Annotated in this window: 15 protein-coding genes and 1 pseudogene; 9 read left to right on the top strand and 7 right to left on the bottom strand. The window is 71.1% G+C overall.

Annotated elements, in window-relative coordinates; translation table 11 throughout:
• Positions 1-29 precede the first annotated feature (29 nt).
• Both ACZ4WS_RS08525 and ACZ4WS_RS08520 read left to right on the top strand, forming a co-directional pair.
• Complete coding sequence (locus ACZ4WS_RS08525) at positions 30-1,262, top strand: mannosyltransferase family protein (protein ID WP_467978448.1); 1,233 nt, start codon at positions 30-32, stop codon at positions 1,260-1,262.
• Positions 1,263-1,500: 238 nt separating this feature from the next.
• Positions 1,501-2,529 (top strand): phosphatase PAP2 family protein, encoded by a 1,029-nt coding sequence (locus tag ACZ4WS_RS08520; protein WP_467978447.1) that lies wholly within the window; start codon positions 1,501-1,503, stop codon positions 2,527-2,529.
• A gap of 98 nt (positions 2,530-2,627) precedes the next feature.
• Here the strand turns inward: ACZ4WS_RS08520 and ACZ4WS_RS08515 are convergent, their stop codons facing one another.
• Positions 2,628-2,843 (bottom strand): I78 family peptidase inhibitor, encoded by a 216-nt coding sequence (locus tag ACZ4WS_RS08515; RefSeq protein WP_467978445.1) that lies wholly within the window; start codon positions 2,841-2,843, stop codon positions 2,628-2,630.
• A gap of 402 nt (positions 2,844-3,245) precedes the next feature.
• Here ACZ4WS_RS08515 and ctaD point away from each other — a divergent pair, with 402 nt between their 5' ends.
• The gene (ctaD, locus tag ACZ4WS_RS08510) at positions 3,246-4,937 is read left to right on the top strand and encodes an aa3-type cytochrome oxidase subunit I (RefSeq protein WP_467978443.1); all 1,692 of its coding nucleotides are present in this window, start codon (positions 3,246-3,248) and stop codon (positions 4,935-4,937) included.
• Here ctaD and ACZ4WS_RS08505 read toward each other — a convergent pair.
• The gene (locus ACZ4WS_RS08505; protein ID WP_467978441.1) at positions 4,819-5,856 is read right to left on the bottom strand and encodes a helix-turn-helix transcriptional regulator; all 1,038 of its coding nucleotides are present in this window, start codon (positions 5,854-5,856) and stop codon (positions 4,819-4,821) included. The two genes, ctaD and ACZ4WS_RS08505, sit on opposite strands and share 119 nt — an antisense overlap.
• 63 nt (positions 5,857-5,919) lie before the next feature.
• Here ACZ4WS_RS08505 and ACZ4WS_RS08500 point away from each other — a divergent pair, with 63 nt between their 5' ends.
• A complete protein-coding gene (locus ACZ4WS_RS08500; protein WP_467978439.1) occupies positions 5,920-7,083 on the top strand; it encodes an epoxide hydrolase family protein in 1,164 nt (387 codons plus the stop codon).
• A gap of 157 nt (positions 7,084-7,240) precedes the next feature.
• On the opposite strand, the gene ACZ4WS_RS08495 is transcribed toward ACZ4WS_RS08500, so the two are convergent.
• Both ACZ4WS_RS08495 and ACZ4WS_RS08490 read right to left on the bottom strand, forming a co-directional pair.
• Positions 7,241-8,533: an ABC transporter substrate-binding protein gene (locus ACZ4WS_RS08495; protein ID WP_467978438.1), complete on the bottom strand. Its 1,293-nt coding sequence runs from the start codon at positions 8,531-8,533 to the stop codon at positions 7,241-7,243.
• A complete protein-coding gene (locus ACZ4WS_RS08490) occupies positions 8,508-9,044 on the bottom strand; it encodes an MTB12 C-terminal domain-containing protein (protein ID WP_467979242.1) in 537 nt (178 codons plus the stop codon). Before ACZ4WS_RS08490 ends, ACZ4WS_RS08495 begins: the two co-directional genes overlap by 26 nt.
• Positions 9,045-9,164: 120 nt before the next feature.
• Here ACZ4WS_RS08490 and ACZ4WS_RS08485 point away from each other — a divergent pair, with 120 nt between their 5' ends.
• Genes ACZ4WS_RS08485 through ACZ4WS_RS08475 form a run of 3 tightly spaced genes read left to right on the top strand, consistent with a single transcriptional unit; the run spans position 9,165 to position 13,869 of the window.
• A complete protein-coding gene (locus tag ACZ4WS_RS08485; protein WP_467978436.1) occupies positions 9,165-9,665 on the top strand; it encodes a hypothetical protein in 501 nt (166 codons plus the stop codon).
• On the top strand, positions 9,665-13,111 hold the full coding sequence (locus ACZ4WS_RS08480) for an ABC transporter permease subunit (RefSeq protein ID WP_467978435.1): 3,447 nt from the start codon (positions 9,665-9,667) through the stop codon (positions 13,109-13,111). The genes ACZ4WS_RS08485 and ACZ4WS_RS08480 overlap by 1 nt, the downstream gene beginning before the upstream one ends.
• Positions 13,108-13,869, top strand: a complete 762-nt coding sequence (locus ACZ4WS_RS08475) for an ATP-binding cassette domain-containing protein (protein ID WP_467978433.1) — start codon at positions 13,108-13,110, stop codon at positions 13,867-13,869. Before ACZ4WS_RS08480 ends, ACZ4WS_RS08475 begins: the two co-directional genes overlap by 4 nt.
• A gap of 229 nt (positions 13,870-14,098) precedes the next feature.
• Here ACZ4WS_RS08475 and ACZ4WS_RS08470 read toward each other — a convergent pair.
• Positions 14,099-14,410: pseudogene (locus ACZ4WS_RS08470) on the bottom strand (transglycosylase family protein); the annotation flags it as partial.
• Between the two features lie 117 nt (positions 14,411-14,527).
• A complete protein-coding gene (locus ACZ4WS_RS08465; protein ID WP_467978432.1) occupies positions 14,528-15,199 on the bottom strand; it encodes a transglycosylase family protein in 672 nt (223 codons plus the stop codon).
• A gap of 537 nt (positions 15,200-15,736) precedes the next feature.
• Between ACZ4WS_RS08465 and ACZ4WS_RS08460 the strand changes: the two genes are divergently transcribed.
• Positions 15,737-16,510 (top strand): hypothetical protein, encoded by a 774-nt coding sequence (locus ACZ4WS_RS08460; protein WP_467978430.1) that lies wholly within the window; start codon positions 15,737-15,739, stop codon positions 16,508-16,510.
• Between the two features lie 276 nt (positions 16,511-16,786).
• Positions 16,787-17,185, top strand: coding sequence for a hypothetical protein (locus ACZ4WS_RS08455; RefSeq protein ID WP_467978429.1), 399 nt, complete (start codon positions 16,787-16,789; stop codon positions 17,183-17,185).
• Between the two features lie 66 nt (positions 17,186-17,251).
• On the opposite strand, the gene der is transcribed toward ACZ4WS_RS08455, so the two are convergent.
• A complete protein-coding gene (der, locus tag ACZ4WS_RS08450) occupies positions 17,252-18,727 on the bottom strand; it encodes a ribosome biogenesis GTPase Der (RefSeq protein WP_467978427.1) in 1,476 nt (491 codons plus the stop codon).
• Between the last annotated feature and the right edge of the window lie 72 nt (positions 18,728-18,799).

Raw genomic sequence — 18,799 nt, 5'->3', positions numbered from 1 at the left:
GGTTCCGGGTGCCCTCGATAATCGAGCCCGTGACCGATCTTGAGACGCCTGTCGCGACGCCTCCCCGCAAGGGCGCCCTGCGCAGGGCCGCGCCCGCCTTGCTGGGGTACGCGGCCGTGCGCGCCCTGGGCCTGATCGTCCTCGCGGTGTGGAGCGCGGCGAACGGCAAGAGCGCGTACAAGCTGCTGACGGCCCGCTGGGACTCGCTCTGGTACACCCGCGTCGCCGACCTCGGCTACGGCTACGAGGTCCGCCTTCCGAACGGCGACGTGCACTCCAATCTCGCGTTCTTCCCGCTGCTGCCCTGGCTGGAGCGGCTCGTCTCGGCGATCACCCCGCTGTCGTACGCGGACTCGGGACTGCTGGTCGGCACGCTCGCCTCGCCGGCCGCGGCCTGGGGGATCTTCGCGGTCGCGGACCATGTGTACGGGCAAAAAGAGGACGGCGCGAAGCGCGGCCTGGGAAGGGCGGTGGCGGGAGACGGGCGGGCGGGCGTCTGCGCCGCGCTGGTGTGGGCGGTGCTGCCCGTCGGCATCGTGCAGTCGATGGCGTACAGCGAGTCCCTCTTCACGGCGCTCGCCGCTTGGTCGCTCTACGCGGTGCTGACCGGACGCTGGCTGACGGCGGGCCTGCTCGCCGCGCTGGCCGGGCTGACCCGCCCGGTGGGCGCCGCGGTGGTCGCGGCCGTATGGGTGGCGGCGATCACCTCGTTCGTAGGAGATTCCGTACGGGACCGAAGCACGCCCCGACCGGACGGCGCACCGACCTGGCGGCGCGCCCTCGGCATGCTTCTCGCGCCCCTCGGCGCCGCCGGGTACGTCCTGTGGGTCGGCCACCGCACCGGCAAGGGCCCGCTCGGCTATCTCGACGTCCAGGCGGGCTGGCGCAACGGTTTCGACGGCGGGTACGCCTTCGCCCGCTTCGTCGGCGACAAGTTCACGTCGTTCCCGTCGGCCCTGGCGGGCGTCGGGCTGATCGTCGGGGTCGCGCTGGTGGTCTGGCTGTACGTGACGTGCGTACGGCAGGGTCAGCCGCTGCCGCTCCTGGTGTACGCGGGGATCGTCACCGCGCTCGCCCTGTGCGCGTCGAGCTACTTCGGCTCGAAACCGCGCCTCCTGCTGCCCGCCTTCCCCCTGCTGCTGCCCCTCGCACTGGCCCTGGCCCGGCTGCGTACGTCCAGGTCAGCACTGGTTCTCGGCGGCGTGGCGGTGGCCTCGGCGGTCTACGGGGCCTTCTGGCTGAACGGCTCCGGGCCTCCATGATCGACTTCCTGACGCCCGGTGAGCGGCCGGAGAATTCCACCCCAGGATTCGGTGAACGAATATATAAGCGCTATAAAATTAAGCTGTGTGAGATCAATGGAATTGAAGGGTCCGAAGGTCGGCGATTGGGGATTCGTTGGAAATAGACATGGTTCTGAGAGGAATCCCACATCACATCGTCATCACAAAGCGAGTGATTCGACCTGGAACACAGCTCACTCGCTGTAACGTCCATTGAGTGCGTACCGAACGAAACCTCACCCGTCTGGACCGGGTCTTCGCCCGGCTGGACCGTGAGCCGGAACGACCGGCCCACATTGATGTGCCGGTCATGAGCCGGCACAGGGTTGTGCTCTTCGGAGCCACCCTGGCCTTCTACCTGGCCATCGTGTGGGCCGTGGCGATCACATCGTGGCTGGTCCGGTTCGACTGGCAGGTCATGTTCTTCCGGCCCTACCAGCAGTGGCCGGAGATCCACGCGTTCCTCGACTACTACGTGGTGCTCGGCCAGCGCGGCCCCACCGCCGTGATGGTCGCCTCCTGGCTGGGCTGGCGCGCCTGGCGACAGCACACCCTGCGCCCCTTGCTCACGCTGGGTGCCTCGCTGCTGCTGCTCAACATCACGGTCGGCGCCGCCAAGCTCGGCATGGGCCGTCTCGGCCCGCACTACGCCATCACGATCGGCTCGAACGAGATGGGTCTCGGCGGCGATATATTTCCGTCGGGCCACACCGCGAACGCCGTCGTGACCTGGGGAATCCTGGCCTATCTGGCCTCGACCCCGAGAGCCCGCCGCTGGCTGTCCGCGCTGTCCGCCGTGACCTCGCTCGGCGTCGGCCTCACCACCGTGTATCTCGGTACGCACTGGCTGAGCGATGTGCTCCTGGGCTGGGCCGCCGGTCTGCTGATCCTGCTGGCGCTGCCCTGGGTCGAGCCGCTGATCGCCCGCGCCGAGGCCGGGATCTTCTCGCTGCGCGACTCCTGGCGCGCCCGTCGCGGCCGTGCCCTGCCTGCCCCGGCGTCCGCGCCGGTCGGCGCGCCCGTCATGGTCACCCAGCCCACCGGAGCGGACGGCGAGGTGCCGGTCCGCGAGACGGTCGGCGCCGCCCGCGCGCCCCGGGCTTCCGTCCACCTGGCCCCCGGGCCGCACACGGCCCGCTCGGAGCGCACCCCGGTCACGCCGGTCGGCAGCCGCCGTCCGCCGCACTCGGACCGTGTGCCGCGCGGGACCACGACCGCCTCGGCCCGCCCCATGGCGGGCGGCTGAGGACAACAGGACAGCGGGGCCGGTACGCACAGCCTCCCCGCACCGCGAAGGCCCCCGGCTCGTCACGAGCCGGGGGCCTTCGCACATCCACGGTGCCGTCAGCCCTTCCAGCAGCGGGTCACCCTGCCGTCGGTGACCTCGAAGTTCAGCCGACCGAAGCGGTACTCCATGGTGATGATCGCGCCGGGCGGCAGCGACCGCACCGAGGACCAGCCGCGCTCCCGGGCGCGGCGCTCGGCGCTGCTCGCCTCCAGCCCGACATAACTCTCCGGACTGTCCTGGGGCTCTGCGGGAGGGGAGGGAATGGGTGCCATGACCGCCACGTTAGGCGGCATGCTCCGGCCGGGGAAGCCCGAACCCGCCACCAAGCGTCACCTATCCCTCTCCGGTCACGCTTCTGTCACAGGATCACGACACGCGTTTCGGCCGAACTCCGTCACACGTACGAGGGGTTCCCTACGTGTTCCGCACCCCTTCGAACGTAATTCGGGACTACCGTGACGCCATCCCGAATAGCCCAATGAAATGTGCGGATCCGGCCGTGCGGCGACGCCTTTCCATTCCGATTCCGGGGCGTGTCGCAGAAGCTGACGCCGCATGGGAAATGCACGGTTCCGCCACAGAACCCCCGCACGCCCTCTGTCGGAGCACGGGCGGCGCGAGCATCATGGCGTGAGCTTCAGCAGGCCCAGAACGCGATGGCGAAGGGGCGAGCGATGGGGACGGACACCGCGCAGGCGACGGCGCGACCCGTACGGACCAGGCAGCCGGGGCGCCTGGTCGTCGACTGGCTGACCACCACGGATCACAAGAAGATCGGCCACCTCTATCTGATCACGTCGTTCGCCTTCTTCCTGATCGGCGGCCTGATGGCGCTGCTGATGCGCGCCGAACTCGCCCGGCCCGGCCTGCAGATCATGGACAACAACCAGTTCAACCAGCTGTTCACCATGCACGGCACGATCATGCTGCTGCTGTTCGCGACCCCCACCTTCGCCGGGTTCGCCAACGAGATCATGCCGCTGCAGATCGGCTCCCCCGACGTCGCGTTCCCGCGGCTGAACATGCTGTCGTACTGGTTCTTCCTCTTCGGCGGCCTGATCGTGCTGGGCTCGCTCCTGGTGCCCGACGGCCCCGCCGCCTTCGGCTGGTTCGCCTACGCCCCGCTCAACAGCCTGGAGCGCTCGCCGGGCATCGGCGCCGACATGTGGATCATGGGCCTCGCGCTGGCCGGCTTCGGCACGATCCTCGGCGCGGTGAACTTCATTACGACCATCGTCGGGATGCGGGCCCCCGGCATGACGATGTTCCGGCTGCCGATCTTCACCTGGAACACCCTCTTCACCTCGATCCTCATCCTCTTCGCGTTCCCGGTGCTCGCGGCGGCGCTGCTGGTCCTGGAGGCGGACCGGCGGTTCGGCTCGGTGGTGTTCGACGCGGCCAACGGCGGCGCGCTGTTGTGGCAGCACCTCTTCTGGTTCTTCGGGCATCCCGAGGTCTACATCATCGCGCTGCCGTTCTTCGGGATCATCACGGAGATCCTGCCGGTCTTCAGCCGGAAGCCGATCTTCGGCTATCTGACGCTGGTCGCCGCGACGATGGCCATCACCGGTCTGTCGGTGGTCGTGTGGGCACACCACATGTTCGCGACGGGCGCGGTGCTGCTGCCGTACTTCTCGTTCATGTCGTTCCTGATCGCCGTGCCCACGGGTGTGAAGTTCTTCAACTGGTCCGGCACGATGCTCAAGGGATCCCTCTCCTTCGAGACACCCATGCTGTGGGCCGTCGGCTTCCTGGTGTCGTTCCTGTTCGGCGGTCTGACCGGGGTGATCCTCGCGTCGCCGCCGCTCGACTTCCATGTCACCGACTCGTACTTCGTGGTCGCCCACTTCCACTACGTCGTCTTCGGCACGGTCGCCTTCGCGACCTTCGGCGGCTTCTACTTCTGGTGGCCCAAGTTCACCGGCAAGATGCTCGACGAACGGCTCGGCAAGATCCACTTCTGGGCGCTCTTCGTCGGCTTCCACACCACCTTCCTGGTGCAGCACTGGCTGGGCGCCGAGGGCATGCCGCGCCGCTACGCGGACTATCTGGCCGCCGACGGCTTCACGGCGCTCAACACCATCTCGACCATCGGCGCCTTCCTGCTGGGCCTCTCGACCCTGCCGTTCCTCTACAACGTCTGGAAGACCGCGAAGTACGGCAAGAAGGTCGAGGTCGACGACCCGTGGGGATTCGGGCGCTCCCTGGAGTGGGCGACCTCGTGCCCGCCGCCCCGGCACAACTTCGTCACGCTGCCCCGGATCCGCTCCGAGTCCCCGGCGTTCGACCTGCACCATCCCTCGTATGCGGCGATCCCGACGAAGCCCGCTCCAGAGCCCGGGACAGCCGGTCCCGGGCCGTCCTGATCGCCTCGGTGAACTCGGCGGGTTCGAGGATCTCGAACTCGAAGCCCATCAGCATCACGTGAATGACCATCACGTCGAGGTTCGCGGCTCCGGTGCGCAGGATGCAGCTGTCCTCCCCGGAGGCCTCCAGGGTCCCGGCGGAGGGCGAGATCCGCTCGGCCGCCTGCTCTATGGGCACGAGCAGCCTGATCGCGGCGTGCGAGGCGTACGCGCGCGTGGAGATGCCCTTGGAGACGTACGCCGCCAGGTCCTCGGCCGGTGGCGTACGGGGCGGGAAGCGCGGTCCGTGCGGCGGTTCGGGCGTGATGCGGTCCACCCGGAACGTACGCCAGTCGTCACGGTCGAGGTCCCAGGCGACCAGGTACCAGCGGCGCTCGGTGCACACCAGGCGGTGTGGTTCGACGCTGCGGCGGGTCGGGGAGCCGCCGTGGTCGCGGTACTCGAAGCGCAGCCGCTCGGAGTCACGGCAGGCGCCCGCGAGCTCGGTGAGGACGGCGGGGTCGACGGCGGAGGGCTGCGGACCGCGCAGCATCGGCACGGTGAACGCGTTCAGGGCGCCGACGCGGCGGCGCAGCCGGTGCGGCAGCACCTGTTCCAGCTTGGCGAGGGCGCGTACGGAGGTCTCGCCGATGCCCTCGATGCCCTGCCCGGCGGCCGTACGCAGCCCGACCGCCACGGCGACCGCCTCGTCGTCGTCCAGGAGCAGCGGCGGCAGTTCGGCCCCCGCGCCGAGCTGGTAGCCGCCGCCCGTGCCGGGGCTGGCGTTGACCGGATAGCCCAGCTCGCGCAGCCGGTCCACATCGCGGCGGACGGTCCTGGGGGTGACGCCGAGGCGGTCCGCCAGGTCTGCCCCGGACCATTCGCGGTGGGCCTGCAGCAGCGAGAGCAGGCGCAGCAGTCGTGCCGATGTCTCCAACATGGTTCCGAGTCTGCCAGGCGTTGCGGACAGTAGCTGTCCGCAAGGGTCCGTAGCGTTCAGGACATGGCAGACAACACCGTGCGCCCCTTCCGGATCGAGATTCCCCAGGCCCAGCTGGCCGACCTGCACACCCGCCTGGACCTGACCCGCTGGCCCGACGAACTGCCGGACGCCGGCTGGGAGTACGGGGCGTCCCTGCCGTACGTCCGTGAGCTGACGGCGTACTGGCGGGGCGCCTACGACTGGCGCAAGCACGAGGCGGCGCTGAACGAGATCCCCCAGTACGTCACGGAGATCGACGGCGCCCAGGTGCACTTCCTGCACGTCCGCTCGCCCGAGCCGGACGCCGTGCCGCTTCTGCTGACACACGGCTGGCCCGGCTCGATCGTGGAGTTCCTCAGCCTGATCGGCCCGCTCAGCGACCCGCGCGCCCACGGCGGCGACCCGGCCGACGCCTTCCACCTCGTCATCCCGTCCATCCCGGGCTTCGGCTTCTCCGGCCCCACCCGGGAGCGCGGCTGGAACGTCAGCCGTACGGCACGGGCGTGGGCCGAGCTGATGCGACGGCTCGGTTACGAGCGGTACGGCGCCCACGGCGGCGACCTCGGCGCGCTGATCTCGCCCGAACTGGGCCGGATCGCACCCGAGTCGGTGATCGGCGTCCATGTGAACGCGGCCTCGGTGGGCTTCATCCCGCTCGGTCCCGTGCCGGACGAGGTGCGGGCCGAGCTGACGGACCAGGAGCAGCAACGCCTCGCCGGCATCGCGACGTTCACGACGGACGGCTTCGGCTACAACGCCATCCAGTCAACCCGCCCGCAGACCCTCGCCTACGGCCTGACCGACTCCCCCGTCGGCCAACTCGCCTGGATCTCCGAGAAGTTCAAGGAGTGGACGCACTCCTCGGCCGAGCTGCCCGAGGACGCCGTCGACCGGGACACGCTGCTCACGAACGTGATGCTGTACTGGCTGACGGGCACGGCCGGTTCGGCGGCCCGCATGTACTACGAGAACAGCCACTCCGGCGACTGGTTCCCCACCACCCGCTCCGACGTGCCCACCGCCGTCGCGAACTTCGCCGAGGACGTCGCGATCCGGCGCTGGGCCGAGCCCACCAACACGATCGTCCGCTGGACCGAGTTCGACCGCGGCGGCCACTTCGCCGCCCTCGAACAGCCAGAGCTGCTGACCGGGGACATCAGGGGGTTGTTCGGTTCGTTGCGGTGATGTGCGGGCTCCTCAACCGCCGGACGGGCTGAAATCTTTCAGCCCGTCCGGCGGTTGAGGACGAGACCGTTCAGGCCGAAGCGGGGGCCTGGGGGCGGCAGCCCCCCGGTACGGGAAGGGTAGGGGCGGCGGGGGCGAAACACCCGTCGGCCGCCCCTCAAGGCCGATAAGACAGCTGCGGCACCTCAAAGCAGGTGCTGTTCATGTCCCCTTGGGAGACCCAGCCCCGGCCGTCCTCCCAACGGGCCACCGAGAGACACGTCCTACGGGTCTTCGGCGGCTCGGCAAGGCGCTCGTACGCGACCGGGACCAGCAGACCACCGGCGGTGTACCGCTCCCCCCGATCCATGACCCCGTCGACACACGCACGCGTGACGCCCGTCACCGCACAGGACTCGGCCGCGTCCGTGAACCACATGGCGGCAGCCCAGCCCTCCAACTGCCACTGGGAGTGCGTCGTGAGCGACCGGGTCGCGTCACGGAACTCCCGTACGGCAGGCTGCCCGGTGTCCTCGTAGTTGCGGCTGGCCCCGGTGACCCACAGAGCGTTGCGGCAGCGCGGAGAGTCCGCGTAGTCCTCGGGGACGGTGGACGTCCAGTTCTGCACGTTGGTGACCTTGGCGATGACCTTGGCCCCGACGTCGTCCATGGCCTTGCACAGCTGGGCGTTGCCGTGCGTATCGAGGGCGTCGAAGACGAGATCGGCGCCCTGATCCTTCAAGTCGGCGGCCGCGGCACGGAAGTTGGGCAGGGCGAAGTCGACCTGTTCGGTGACGACCTTGTAGCCCTCGGCCTTCAGCCCCTGGGCGACGAGCCGGGCGTACGCGGCCGAGGCGGACTGGTTGTAGGAGATCACGGCGGCCGTCCGGGCGCCCTGTTCGCGCTTGAAGTAGCGGTACACCTCGGTGCCGCCGTACAGCTTCCCGCCCCAGCCGGTCGTGCCGTTGCGCGGCGAGAGGCTGCCGTAGATCCCGTAGAGGTGCGGATACGTGTCGTACGCCGGTCCGATGGGCTGGCCGCCGATGTCGGGCACGCGCGCGTGGGACACCCGGGAGGCGCCCGCGTAGTCGAGGGCGGTGGTGGCGACGAGGGCGACGACCTTGTCCTCGTCCACGAGCTGGTGCACGCACTCGTTGTTGCCGACGCCGCTGCCGCCGTCGTCGCACAGGTGCACCTCGACCGCGCGGCCGCCGATGCCGCCGCGCGCGTTGAGACGGTCGAAGTAGGCCTTCGCCCCGTCGCGTGGTCCGGTGAAGGCGGACCCGCCGACCGGGCTGGTGGCGCTGGTGATGATGCCGACGCTGATCGGGGCGGTGCCTTGCCGGGTGGGTGTCGAGCGGTTCTCGAAGTCGCTCTCCGGGAGGCGGCTGCCGCAGGCCGTGCTCAGCAGGAACAGCAGGAGCAGCAGGCCCAGGGCAGCCGACTCAGCAGCCGGGGCCCGGCGACTCATTGCCGCTCAACTGGACCAGCGCGCAGAGCGTCTTGACGGAGACCTTCCAGGTGCCGTCCTGCTCGACGGCCGTCCCGGAGGCGCCCGGCAGGGCGGTCGCGCCCTTCAGGGTCAGCGAGTACGTCACGTTCGCGTCGGTCGGCGAGGTGAACTCGACCTTCTCGACCTTCGCCTGCACCTGCTGGCCCCGCTTGTCGCCGTTGAAGCCCTGCAGGACCTTGGTCATCTGGTCGCCGTTCTCCAGAACGGCCTGCTTGTCCTTCTGGGAGACGGCCGGGTCGAAGAACTTCTCCCAGTTCTGTTGGATCTCCTTCGCGGCCGCCGTCGGATCGGACGGGGCCGTGGCGCTGGGCTGGGTACTGGTCGACTTCTCGACCGAGGGGGTGGGGACCGCCGTGGACTTGCCGCCGCTGTCGTCCCCGCACGCGGTGAGGGCCGCGGCGAAGATGAGTACGACCGCCGCTGCCACCCCCCGGCCGTTCCCCCGCCTGACGTCGCTCCCGAGAACCATCTGGCTCACCACCGGGTGTCCGTCCGGGCCATCTGCGCCCGGTGCTTTCAGGGTCAGCTTCCAGAAGGCATAGTGCAAGCCATTGGCTGACATGGACAGACACATGACATGGGAGCCCGGATGCGGACAGCTCGACTGCGGACTGTGCACCCCGTCCTGTGGGCCGGGTGGGCCGCGCTCGCCGCCGGAGCGGTGTTGTGCGTCATCGGCTGGTACGGGATCTCGGGCGAGCGGTACGCGGAGCGGCAGTTGCCGTACCTCGCGTCGTGCACGGTCCCCGGGGCCGCGCTGATCATCGCGGGCGCGGTGCTGCTCACGCACGGCAGGAACGCGCTGGCGGCGGCGCGCGTCGAGGAGCTGTACGGGCTGCTCGTGGCGGCCGAGCCCGCCGACGCGGACGAGTCCGGTCAGACCGCGGCCACGCCCGTCGCCACCAGTGGTGAGCTGCTGATGGTGCCGGGCGGCACGCTGTGGCACCGCGCGGACTGCCCGCTGGTCGCCGGGAAGGCGGAGGCCGTGCCGGTGGACTCGCGGGTGCTGGCGAGCGGGGAGTTGGGGCCGTGCCCGATCTGTGAGCCGTTCGCCGCCGATGAGCCGTCCGCCGCCGATCCGGGTGACTGATGGCGTCGCTGACGTACGACCTCACCCTCGCCGGTCTCTCGGTCGGCAGTGCTGCCGCGCTCACCGGGATCGGGCTGATCGTCACCCACCGGGCGACCGGCGTGCTCAACTTCGCGCACGGCGCGATCGCGATGGTGTGCGCGTATCTGCTGCGCCAGTTCACGGTCGAGTGGGGCTGGCCGCTCGCGCTGGGCGCCTCGGTGACCCTCCTTCTCGTGGCCCCGGCCATCGGCATGGCCCTGGAACGCTTCGTCTTCCGCCCCCTGTCCGTCCTCGGCGGCGACCCGGCGCAGACCCTCGTCGCGTCCATCGGCGTCTTCGTCCTGCTGGTCGGCGGAGCCGCCCTGGTGTGGGGCACGGGGGCGCGGGCCGACGCTCCGACACTGGTGTCGGCCGATCCGTGGGGGCAGTTGGCGGTGGCGGTCGCGCTGACCGTGTGCGTGGGGGCCATACTTCGTTCTTCCGGGGGACACCCCCGGACCCCCCGGTGCTGGACCCGCTTCGGCACCGAGCTGCGCGCCGTCGTCGACGACCGCTCGCTCGCGGTACTCGGCGGCATCGACGCGGACCGGGTGGCCGCGGCGGGCTGGGCCTTCGGCTCGTTCACGGCGGGCCTGACGGGGGTGCTCCTCGCTCCGTACGTGCGCCTCGACCCGTACGGCATGCCGCTGCTCGTCATGGAGGTGATGGCGGTCGCGGTGGCCGCCCGGATGCGCAGTCTCCCGGTGGCCGTCGTGGTGGCGCTGGGCCTCGGGGTCGCCCAGAGCCAGCTGACCCGTCTGCATCCCTCGGGCTGGGCGGAACCGCTGCTTCAGGCCGTGGGCGCCAACCTGTTCGTGGTCGCGCTGCTGATCGCGGCCCTCGTGCTCCCCGGCATCGGCACCCGCGACGCGCTCCCGCGCACGGCGACGGCCCGGGTGGCGACGCCACCGGGGGCGTGGATCGTGGCCGTCGTCCTGTTCCTGTTGCCCTTGGGCTTCGCGGGCTCGGACCTGCATACGTCGGTGCAGGTCCCGGCGCTGGGCGTGGTGCTGCTTTCGCTGGTCGTCGTGACGGGCCGCGGCGGCCAGATCTCGCTCGGTCAGGCGGCGTACGCGGGTCTGGGCGCCCTCTTCACCGCCCTGTTGGCGGCGGGCCGCTTCCCGGGTCTGCCCGCGTTCCCCGAACTGACGGCCCTGGCCGTCGCCGTCGTCCTCGTCGCCCCGCTGGGTCTGCTGACGGGCTGGCCGGCGATCAGCCGCCACGGGCTGGCGCTGGCCCTGGCCACGTTCGCGGTGGGCGTGGGGGTCAGCCGCTTCGTCTTCGCCCAGCCGTACGCGACCTCGGGACTGTCGCTCGGCCGCCCGGCGGGCTTCGAGGGCGACCGCGCGTACTACGTACTCGAACTCGTGCTGCTCGCCGCCGCGTTGCTGGCCGCCGCAGCCTTGCGCCAAGGCCGTACGGGCCGCGCCCTGGCCGCCATGCGCGACCACGAGTCGGGCGCGTCGGCGGCAGGCGTCCGCGTCCCGGCCCTCAAACTGACCGCCTTCGTGGCGGGCGCCGCCCTGGCCGCGCTGGGCGGCGGCATGCTCGGCATGGGCCTGCGCGCCTTCGACGCGACGGCCTACGACCCCGTCCGCGGGCTCCTGTGGTTCGCGGCGGTCGTCGTCCTCGGCGCCGACAGCGTGCTCGGCGCCCTGGCCGCCGCGGCCCTGCTCGTGGGTCTCGACGCGGGCGCGCGCGGCGGAGTGGCAGCGGCCCTGATCGGGGTCCTGGCGGTGCTCGTCGGACGTTTCCCCGGGGGCCCGTACGAAGCACTGCGTACCGCAGCCTCCCGACTGCGCCTGCGCCGCCGGGCGACCCTGACACCCCTGGGGACCCGCGTGCGACGGCAATTGCGACCGACGGAGCCGGGGAGAACCAAGGGGGTTGTCCTGGCGGGGCCCACGGCGGCGGCGAGCGCTGGGTGGGGCACGCCGGGGCGGCGGCGTCCGGGGGCACTCGGGCTCCGCGGACGCCCAGCCGGGTCAGTCCAGCCGAGCTACACGGAACCCGAGCCCACCGACCACCCCCATCCAGGCACACCCCAACCGCAAACCAGTCGGCACAACCCGCCCGAGCCCAACCGGCCAAGCGCCACAGGACCCGAGCCCACCGCGCACCGACATACACGCACACCCGAACCGCAAACCGGCCGACGCGCCCCGGCCGAGCCCAACCGGCCAAGCAACACGGGACCCAAGCCCACCGAGAACCAACATCCGCGCACGCCCGAACCGCAAACCGCCCGACACGACCCAACCGAGCCCAACCGGCCGAGCGGCGCGGCGCTGGGTCCCTCCGCCGCGTCGCCCGGCATTGGCGGATGGCCCGGCGCCGGGAGTGCGAAGGGCGCCGAGCGGCCGGGAGGCGCGGCACGAGCGCGGAGCGATGTTTCTGCCCAGGAGCCCGGCGAGGCGCCGCGTCGAACGGACGACACCGCGCAACCGCGCGGCGCCGCGCCCGCCCGAGCCCCGGGTGAACTCCCGAGCGGAGCGGCCGACCCTCCACACACAGGCATATCCGCCCAAGACCCGGGCAAGCCCCAAGGCCGACCGGACAACACCCCACACCCGCACCACGACACATCCGCCCAAGACCCAGGCAACCCCCCGAGGCGACCGGACGACACCGAGCTGCTGGACGGCACGACGCAGCCCGCCCCTGCCCCCGTCCCCGCCTCCACCGCCCCGCGCCGAGTCAAGCCCCGTCGTTCGTACCCGTGTCCGGCCCCCGCCACCTCCCCGACCTTGAGCGCCCGTCGACTCCGTGTCGTCTACGGGGGCTTCACGGCCCTCGACGGAGCCGACCTCGACATCTGCCCAGGACGTGTCACCGCGGTCGTGGGCCCCAACGGCGCCGGAAAGAGCACCCTTTTCCACTGTCTCGCCGGGACGCTGCGCCCCTCGGGCGGGCAGGTGCTGCTCGGGGAGCGGGACGTCACCCGGCTGGCCGCGCACGCGCGTACCCGGCTGGGGATCGCGCGGACCTCTCAGCAGCTGGCGGTTTTCCCCTCGTTGACCGTGGCCGAAAATGTTCGGGTGGGCGCCGAGCAGGGACGGATAGCCGATCCGGAGGCCGCGGAGCGGGCGTTGCGGCTGCTCGGGCTCGACGGGCCGGTGCGGGCGCTGCCCGCGGCGGGGCTGCCGACGGGGACGCTCAGACGCGTCGAGCTGGCGCGGGCGCTCGCCGGGAGTCCGCGCGTGCTGCTGCTGGACGAACCGGCGGCCGGACTCGACGCCGCCGAAGTGACCGCGCTGACCCGCGTGTTGCGGGCCCTCACCGCGGACGGCATGGCCCTGCTCGTCGTCGAGCATGACCTCGATCTGGTCGCCGACCTGGCGCACACGGTCCATGTGATGGCGGCGGGGCGGATCGTCACCTCCGGCCCGGCCGACCGCGTACTCGAGACGAGGACAGGCGGATGAGCATCGCCCTGCGCCACGCGCGCGTGCGCTACGGCCCCCTGGAGGCCCTGCACGGCGTCACCGTCGTCGCCCCGGGCCCCGGACTCACCGTGCTGCTGGGCCGCAACGGCTCCGGCCGTACGACCGCACTGCGCGCCCTCGCGGGAACCGTGCCGCTGTCCGGCGGTGCCGTCGTCTGGGACGGCACCGACGTGACCCGCGTGCCGGCATACGAACGCGCCCGGCGCGGACTGTGTCTCGTCCCGGAGCGCCGGGCGGTCTTCGGCTCGCTCACGGTCCGAGAGAACCTCGCACTGGCCGCCCCCAAACATGACTTCGCACCCGCCCTCGACGCCTACCCCCAGCTCCAGCCCCTCCTCCCCCGCCACGCCGGCACCCTCTCCGGCGGCGAACAGCGCATGCTCGCCCTCTCCCGCGCCCTGCTGTCACGCGCGCGCGTGGTGCTCGTCGACGAACCCGCGCAGGGCATGTCACCGACGGTCGCGGCACGGACGTACGAGCTGCTGAGCGGCCTCGACGCGTGCGTGGTGGTCGCGGAGCAGCGGCTGCCGCCCGGCCTGCGCGAGCGGGCGGGCCGGACGACGTACATCCATGAACTGCGCCGTGGCGCGGTCGCGTTCAGCGGGGAGGCGGCCGAAGCGGCGGGTCGGAGAGCGGGGACAGCATGGACAGGGTGGGCAGGGTGGACCGGGGGAACAGCGGCGGCCCGAACTGGGCAGGGGCCGAGACCCGGACGCCGCCCGAACCCTTCGGGATGACGAGCAGCGTGCCGATGCTCAGCCGGTTCGGATGGGACCCGACCATCTGCTCGTTGGCCTTGTACAGCGCCTTCCAGCCGCCCTTGACCTGGTACTTGCGGGCGATCGACGAGAGGGTGTCACCGGCCTTCACCACATGCATACGGCCCTGGAGTTTGTACCTCTTGGAACAGACCGGCCAGGCTCCCCACCCCTGGGCGGCCACCACCTCCTCGGCGACCTTGATCTGCTCCTTGCGCGTGGCCAGATCGGCGCGCGGGGCGTACGCGAGCCCGCCGAACGCCTCCCAGGTGGGCTGCCAGAACTGCAACCCTCCGTAGAAGTCGTTCCCGGTGTTCGCGTCCCACCGACCGCCGCTCTCGCACTCGGCGATGCAGCCCCAGGGCCACTGGTCCTTCGCACAGTCGTACGACACCCGTACCGCCTGGGACCCGGGAAGCGGGGGCGGTTGCGCGGCTTGCGCCCAGGGCGGACTGAACAGGACCAGGACGACGACGAGGGCGGCCGCGTACCGGATGCGCCGGTGAGACGTAGGGTGCATCGACCCACGCTATGCAGCGGGCCGTCCGGGCGCGTCGAGCCGCGCCAGCCCCCGCAGGAGCCCCACCCGGTCGGAGGACCGGGCGGGGCCCCGTGCCCGGGACGGGGGGAGCGGGACTCAGAGGTCGAGCCGCTGGCCGGGCACGATCAGGTCGGGATCACCGCCGATGACGGCCTTGTTGGCGGCGTAGATCTTCCGCCAGGTGGTCCCGTTGCGCGCGGCGATGCCGCTCAGCGTGTCGCCGCTGCGGACGGTGTAGTCGCCGCGCGACGCGTCGCGGTTCGTGTGGCCCGACGGATGTGCCGGCGTCTTCGACGGCTTCGACTTCGACGGGGCCGACTTGGATGTCGACTTCGTGGTGGCCGACCCTCCGGCCGACCCGGCGCCCGAGGATGCGGGCGCGCTTCCATACGCTCCGGCCCGCGCCGAACAGGTGGGCCACGCGCCCCATCCCTGTGCGTTCTGGACCTTGGTGGCGACGGCGATCTGCGCGGCCTTGGATGCCTTGTCGGCGGTCGACGCGTAGGCCGTGCCGCCGTACGCGCGCCAGGTGCCGGCGGAGAACTGGAGTCCTCCGTAGTAGCCGTTGCCGGTGTTGATGTGCCAGTTCCCGCCGCTCTCGCACTTCGCGATGCGGTCCCACACTCCACTGTCGGCCGCGGCGGCGTCGCCGGTCGCGGCGAGTAGTCCGAACGGGGCGAGCAGTGCCGCCCCGGCGAGGACCGCGGTCGTACGCGTCGTACGCGCCTTATGACCATTCTCGTGAGTGTTCTCGGCACATGCGGACATGTAGTTCCCTCTCGAATCACCCGGGGTCCCCCAAGGCCGGGCACGACTCCCGGCGCGTAGGACGCGGTCGTCGCGCTCCGCCCCGTCCGCCGGAGGCTGTGCTGCGAGCTGGCTTGGTTCGGCCGGCGGACGTACCCGAGCGGTGCTCGTTGCACACGGTCGAGGAATCTAGGGAGCTTGTCGCCCCGATATCAACCAACTCCTTATCATTCGAGGCCAGTTAGCCGTTACCGCGAGTATCGTCGACTTTCGGCCACCCACTTCATTGGGTGATTTCCGGATTTGTCGACCTGTCGCCCTGGTGATCTGTGACCCACTTCACCGAGTCAACTTCCTTGGAAATCCGAGAAGTTGACTCGGAGTAACAGATTCCGCCGGCTGCCTCACCCTGCGCGCCGGATGGTTCGATTCCGTTCGTTCTCGGGCGTGACTCCGGCCACAGATCGCCCGTTGTCATCTTCATGAGCCGGGGACCCCCCGGGTTCATGGGCCGGGAGCCACCCGGCACCGCCACGCACCGCATCCCGAGGAGCCACCGTGCCGCGCATGCTCGACGTCAGCGACGACGTACGCGCCGAGATCGGCGACGAAGAAGCCGACCGGCTGCTCGCCGGAGAGAACGCCCCCGGCAGTTACGACTGCACGTCCTGCCGCACCCCGGGCGACTCGGAACAGGAGCGCACCAGCACCGTCCTGTTCATCGGCGACGAGACCGCTGTCCTCGCCTTCGCCCATGCCACCTGTCTGCCCTCACAGGTCGTCCAGGTCACCGAGGAGCAACTGCAGGGCGCCGTCCGCTCGATCCACCCCGACGGAGCACCCGCCGGGGCCGCCCCCGAGCAGGCCGTGCTCGGTGTGACCAGCGGACTCGTCCTGATCAGCGGCGAGTTGCACCCGGCGCTCGTGGTCGAGCCGACCGGGCCCATCGTGCGCCCCGGCTCGACCGACATCGGCGACGACTTCCTGCCCCTCCTCATCGAGCAGGGCTTCATGCCGTTGACCGAGCTGAACTCGGTGCCGCCCGTGCTGCACGGCTGGTCCGTGCTGCTCGCCATGGGCCAGCTGCACGCCGTGCTGCAGCCGGGCACCGGCGGCGGCTCGCCCGTCGCCTGGTGGCAGGCGCACCAGGCGCTCCAGGTCGCCGACAGCTGGCGGGCGGCCGCCAACAAGCACCAGCAGGTACTGCTGTTCGCCGCCCCGGTCGGCTCGATCGGCCGCCAGCCCCGCGAGGACCTGCTGCGCGACGCGCTGGACAAGGCGGCGGCCAACGGCAAGCTCGTCGCTTCGGCCATGCCGCTCGCGGGCACCTGAGCGCTCCGCCGGGCGCGGCGAGGGAAACCGCGGGCGCGTCGTTGGCCGCGGGGCGTACGCGGCTTGTCGCGCCCGCGCGGTCGCTGACTGCGGGGCATACGTGGCTGCACGCCCACACGGTCGTCGGCCGCGGGGCATACGTGGCTGCACGCCCACACGGCGGAGGCGCATGACGGCACAGCCCCGCGCCCCCTTCGGGGCGCCGTACGCTCCCGTTGACCTGCGAAAGCGACACGGTGGCCGCATCCGTTGAGCGGCGGGGTCGTTGGCACATACGTGCACACCTACGACGTCCCCCGCCGCCAGCCCTTCCAGCCGATCCCGTCCGCGCGATCTGCTGAGGACCCTCCGGGCGGTCCATCGGCCACGCCGATCTACGACGCGCTCTCCGCCGAGTGGGTGAGGTCTTTCAGGGCCCTGCCCGGAGACCGCCACGGCGAAGAGAACATGGGCTTCACGGCTTTCGGAAGCCTCCCGCACAGTTCGCACTCGTACGGCTCGCACAACTCGTACAGCTCCTACAGCGCCGGTGCGCACTCCGCGCGCCAGAGTGCCGCGCTGCACGGTCACACCACGACGACGACCGCCGTCTGGCAGACGAACGGGCGGCAGCACAGCACGGGAATGCACCACATCCCGGCCGCGCTGCCGCCCGCGCCGCGCAGGGGGCTCTGAACGGAACAGCGGGAGAGGGACGGCTCCTTGAGGAGCCGTCCCTCTCCCGCTGTCTTCCCGCTGTCGCTACTTCTTCTTGGCGCCGCGCTTCTCGCGCACCCGCACCGAGATATGGATCGGCGTCCCCTCGAAGCCGAACTCCTCCCGCAGCCGGCGCTCGATGAAGCGCCGGTAGCCGTGCTCGATGAAGCCGGAAGCGAAGAGCACGAACCGCGGGGGCTTGGTGCCCGCCTGCGTACCGAACAGGATGCGGGGCTGCTTGCCGCCGCGGATCGGGTGCGGGTGGGCGGCGACGAGCTCGCCGAGGAAGGCGTTCAGCCGGCCGGTCGGGACGCGGGTCTCCCAGCCGTCCAGGGCCGTCTCGATCGCCGGGACGAGCTTCTCCATGTGACGGCCGGTGCGTGCCGACACGTTCACCCGCGGCGCCCAGGCCACCTGGAGGAGCTCGGTCTCGATCTCCCGCTCCAGGTAGTAGCGGCGCTCCTCGTCGAGGGTGTCCCACTTGTTGAAGGCGAGGACGATCGCGCGGCCCGCCTCGACGGCCATCGTCACGATGCGCTGGTCCTGCACGGAGATGGTCTCGGACGCGTCGATCAGGATGACCGCGACCTCGGCCTTCTCGACGGCGGCGGCCGTGCGCAGCGAGGCGTAGTAGTCGGCGCCCTGCTGGAGGTGGACGCGCTTGCGGATGCCCGCCGTGTCGACGAACTTCCAGGTGACGCCGCCGAGTTCGATCAGCTCGTCGACCGGGTCACGGGTGGTGCCCGCGATCTCGTTGACGACCACGCGGTCCTCGTTGGCCACCTTGTTCAGCAGGGACGACTTGCCGACGTTCGGGCGGCCGATGAGGGCGATGCGGCGGGGGCCGCCGACCGCGGTGCCGAAGGTCTGCGCCGGGGCCTCGGGCAGCGCCTCCAGGACGGCGTCCAGCATGTCGCCGGTGCCGCGGCCGTGCAGCGCGGAGACGGGGTGCGGCTCGCCGAGACCGAGGGACCAGAGGTACGAGGCGTCGGCCTCACCGCTCGGGCCGTCGACCTTGTTGGCGCACAGGACGACGGGCTTGCCGGCCTTGCGCAGCAGGCGTACGACCGCCTCGTCGGTGTCGGTGGCGCCGACCTTGGCGTCGACGACGAAGACGACCGCGTCGGCCGCCTCGATCGCGTACTCGGCCTGCGCGGCGACGGACGCGTCGATGCCGAGGACGTCCTGCTCCCAGCCGCCGGTGTCGACGAGCTTGAAGCGGCGGCCCGCCCACTCGGCCTCGTAGGTGACGCGGTCGCGGGTGACGCCCGGCTTGTCCTCGACGACCGCCTCGCGACGGCCGATGATGCGGTTCACCAGGGTCGACTTGCCGACGTTCGGGCGGCCGACGACGGCGAGGACGGGCAGCGGACCGTGGCCCGCCGCCTCGATCGCGCCCTCGACGTCCTCGATGTCGAAGCCCTCTTCCGCGGCGAGCTCCATGAACTCCGCGTACTCGGCATCGCCAAGCGCCCCGTGCTCGTGCTCTGCCGAGCCCTCGGGCTGGATGTGGTCGTTCATGAAGTCCGTACCTCGTCGTTCATTCGTGGTGATCGGTGGACCGCCCGCATATCGGGTGATCCACTACTCAAG

It is taken from the genome of Streptomyces sp. NPDC029292 (assembly GCF_055569295.1).
Note: the sequence above shows the minus strand (reverse complement) of the source record. Positions and strands in the feature narration are given on the sequence as shown.

What these genes read in the sequence shown, in the direction of transcription:
- ACZ4WS_RS08515 (WP_467978445.1), bottom strand. Translation starts at nt 2,843, where the DNA reads ATGGCACCCATTCCCTCCCCTCCCGCAGAGCCCCAGGACAGTCCGGAG.
- ctaD (WP_467978443.1), top strand. Translation starts at nt 3,246, where the DNA reads ATGGGGACGGACACCGCGCAGGCGACGGCGCGACCCGTACGGACCAGG.
- ACZ4WS_RS08505 (WP_467978441.1), bottom strand. Translation starts at nt 5,856, where the DNA reads ATGTTGGAGACATCGGCACGACTGCTGCGCCTGCTCTCGCTGCTGCAG.
- ACZ4WS_RS08500 (WP_467978439.1), top strand. Translation starts at nt 5,920, where the DNA reads ATGGCAGACAACACCGTGCGCCCCTTCCGGATCGAGATTCCCCAGGCC.
- ACZ4WS_RS08495 (WP_467978438.1), bottom strand. Translation starts at nt 8,533, where the DNA reads ATGAGTCGCCGGGCCCCGGCTGCTGAGTCGGCTGCCCTGGGCCTGCTG.
- ACZ4WS_RS08490 (WP_467979242.1), bottom strand. Translation starts at nt 9,044, where the DNA reads ATGGTTCTCGGGAGCGACGTCAGGCGGGGGAACGGCCGGGGGGTGGCA.
- ACZ4WS_RS08485 (WP_467978436.1), top strand. Translation starts at nt 9,165, where the DNA reads ATGCGGACAGCTCGACTGCGGACTGTGCACCCCGTCCTGTGGGCCGGG.
- ACZ4WS_RS08480 (WP_467978435.1), top strand. Translation starts at nt 9,665, where the DNA reads ATGGCGTCGCTGACGTACGACCTCACCCTCGCCGGTCTCTCGGTCGGC.
- ACZ4WS_RS08475 (WP_467978433.1), top strand. Translation starts at nt 13,108, where the DNA reads ATGAGCATCGCCCTGCGCCACGCGCGCGTGCGCTACGGCCCCCTGGAG.
- ACZ4WS_RS08465 (WP_467978432.1), bottom strand. Translation starts at nt 15,199, where the DNA reads ATGTCCGCATGTGCCGAGAACACTCACGAGAATGGTCATAAGGCGCGT.
- der (WP_467978427.1), bottom strand. Translation starts at nt 18,727, where the DNA reads ATGAACGACCACATCCAGCCCGAGGGCTCGGCAGAGCACGAGCACGGG.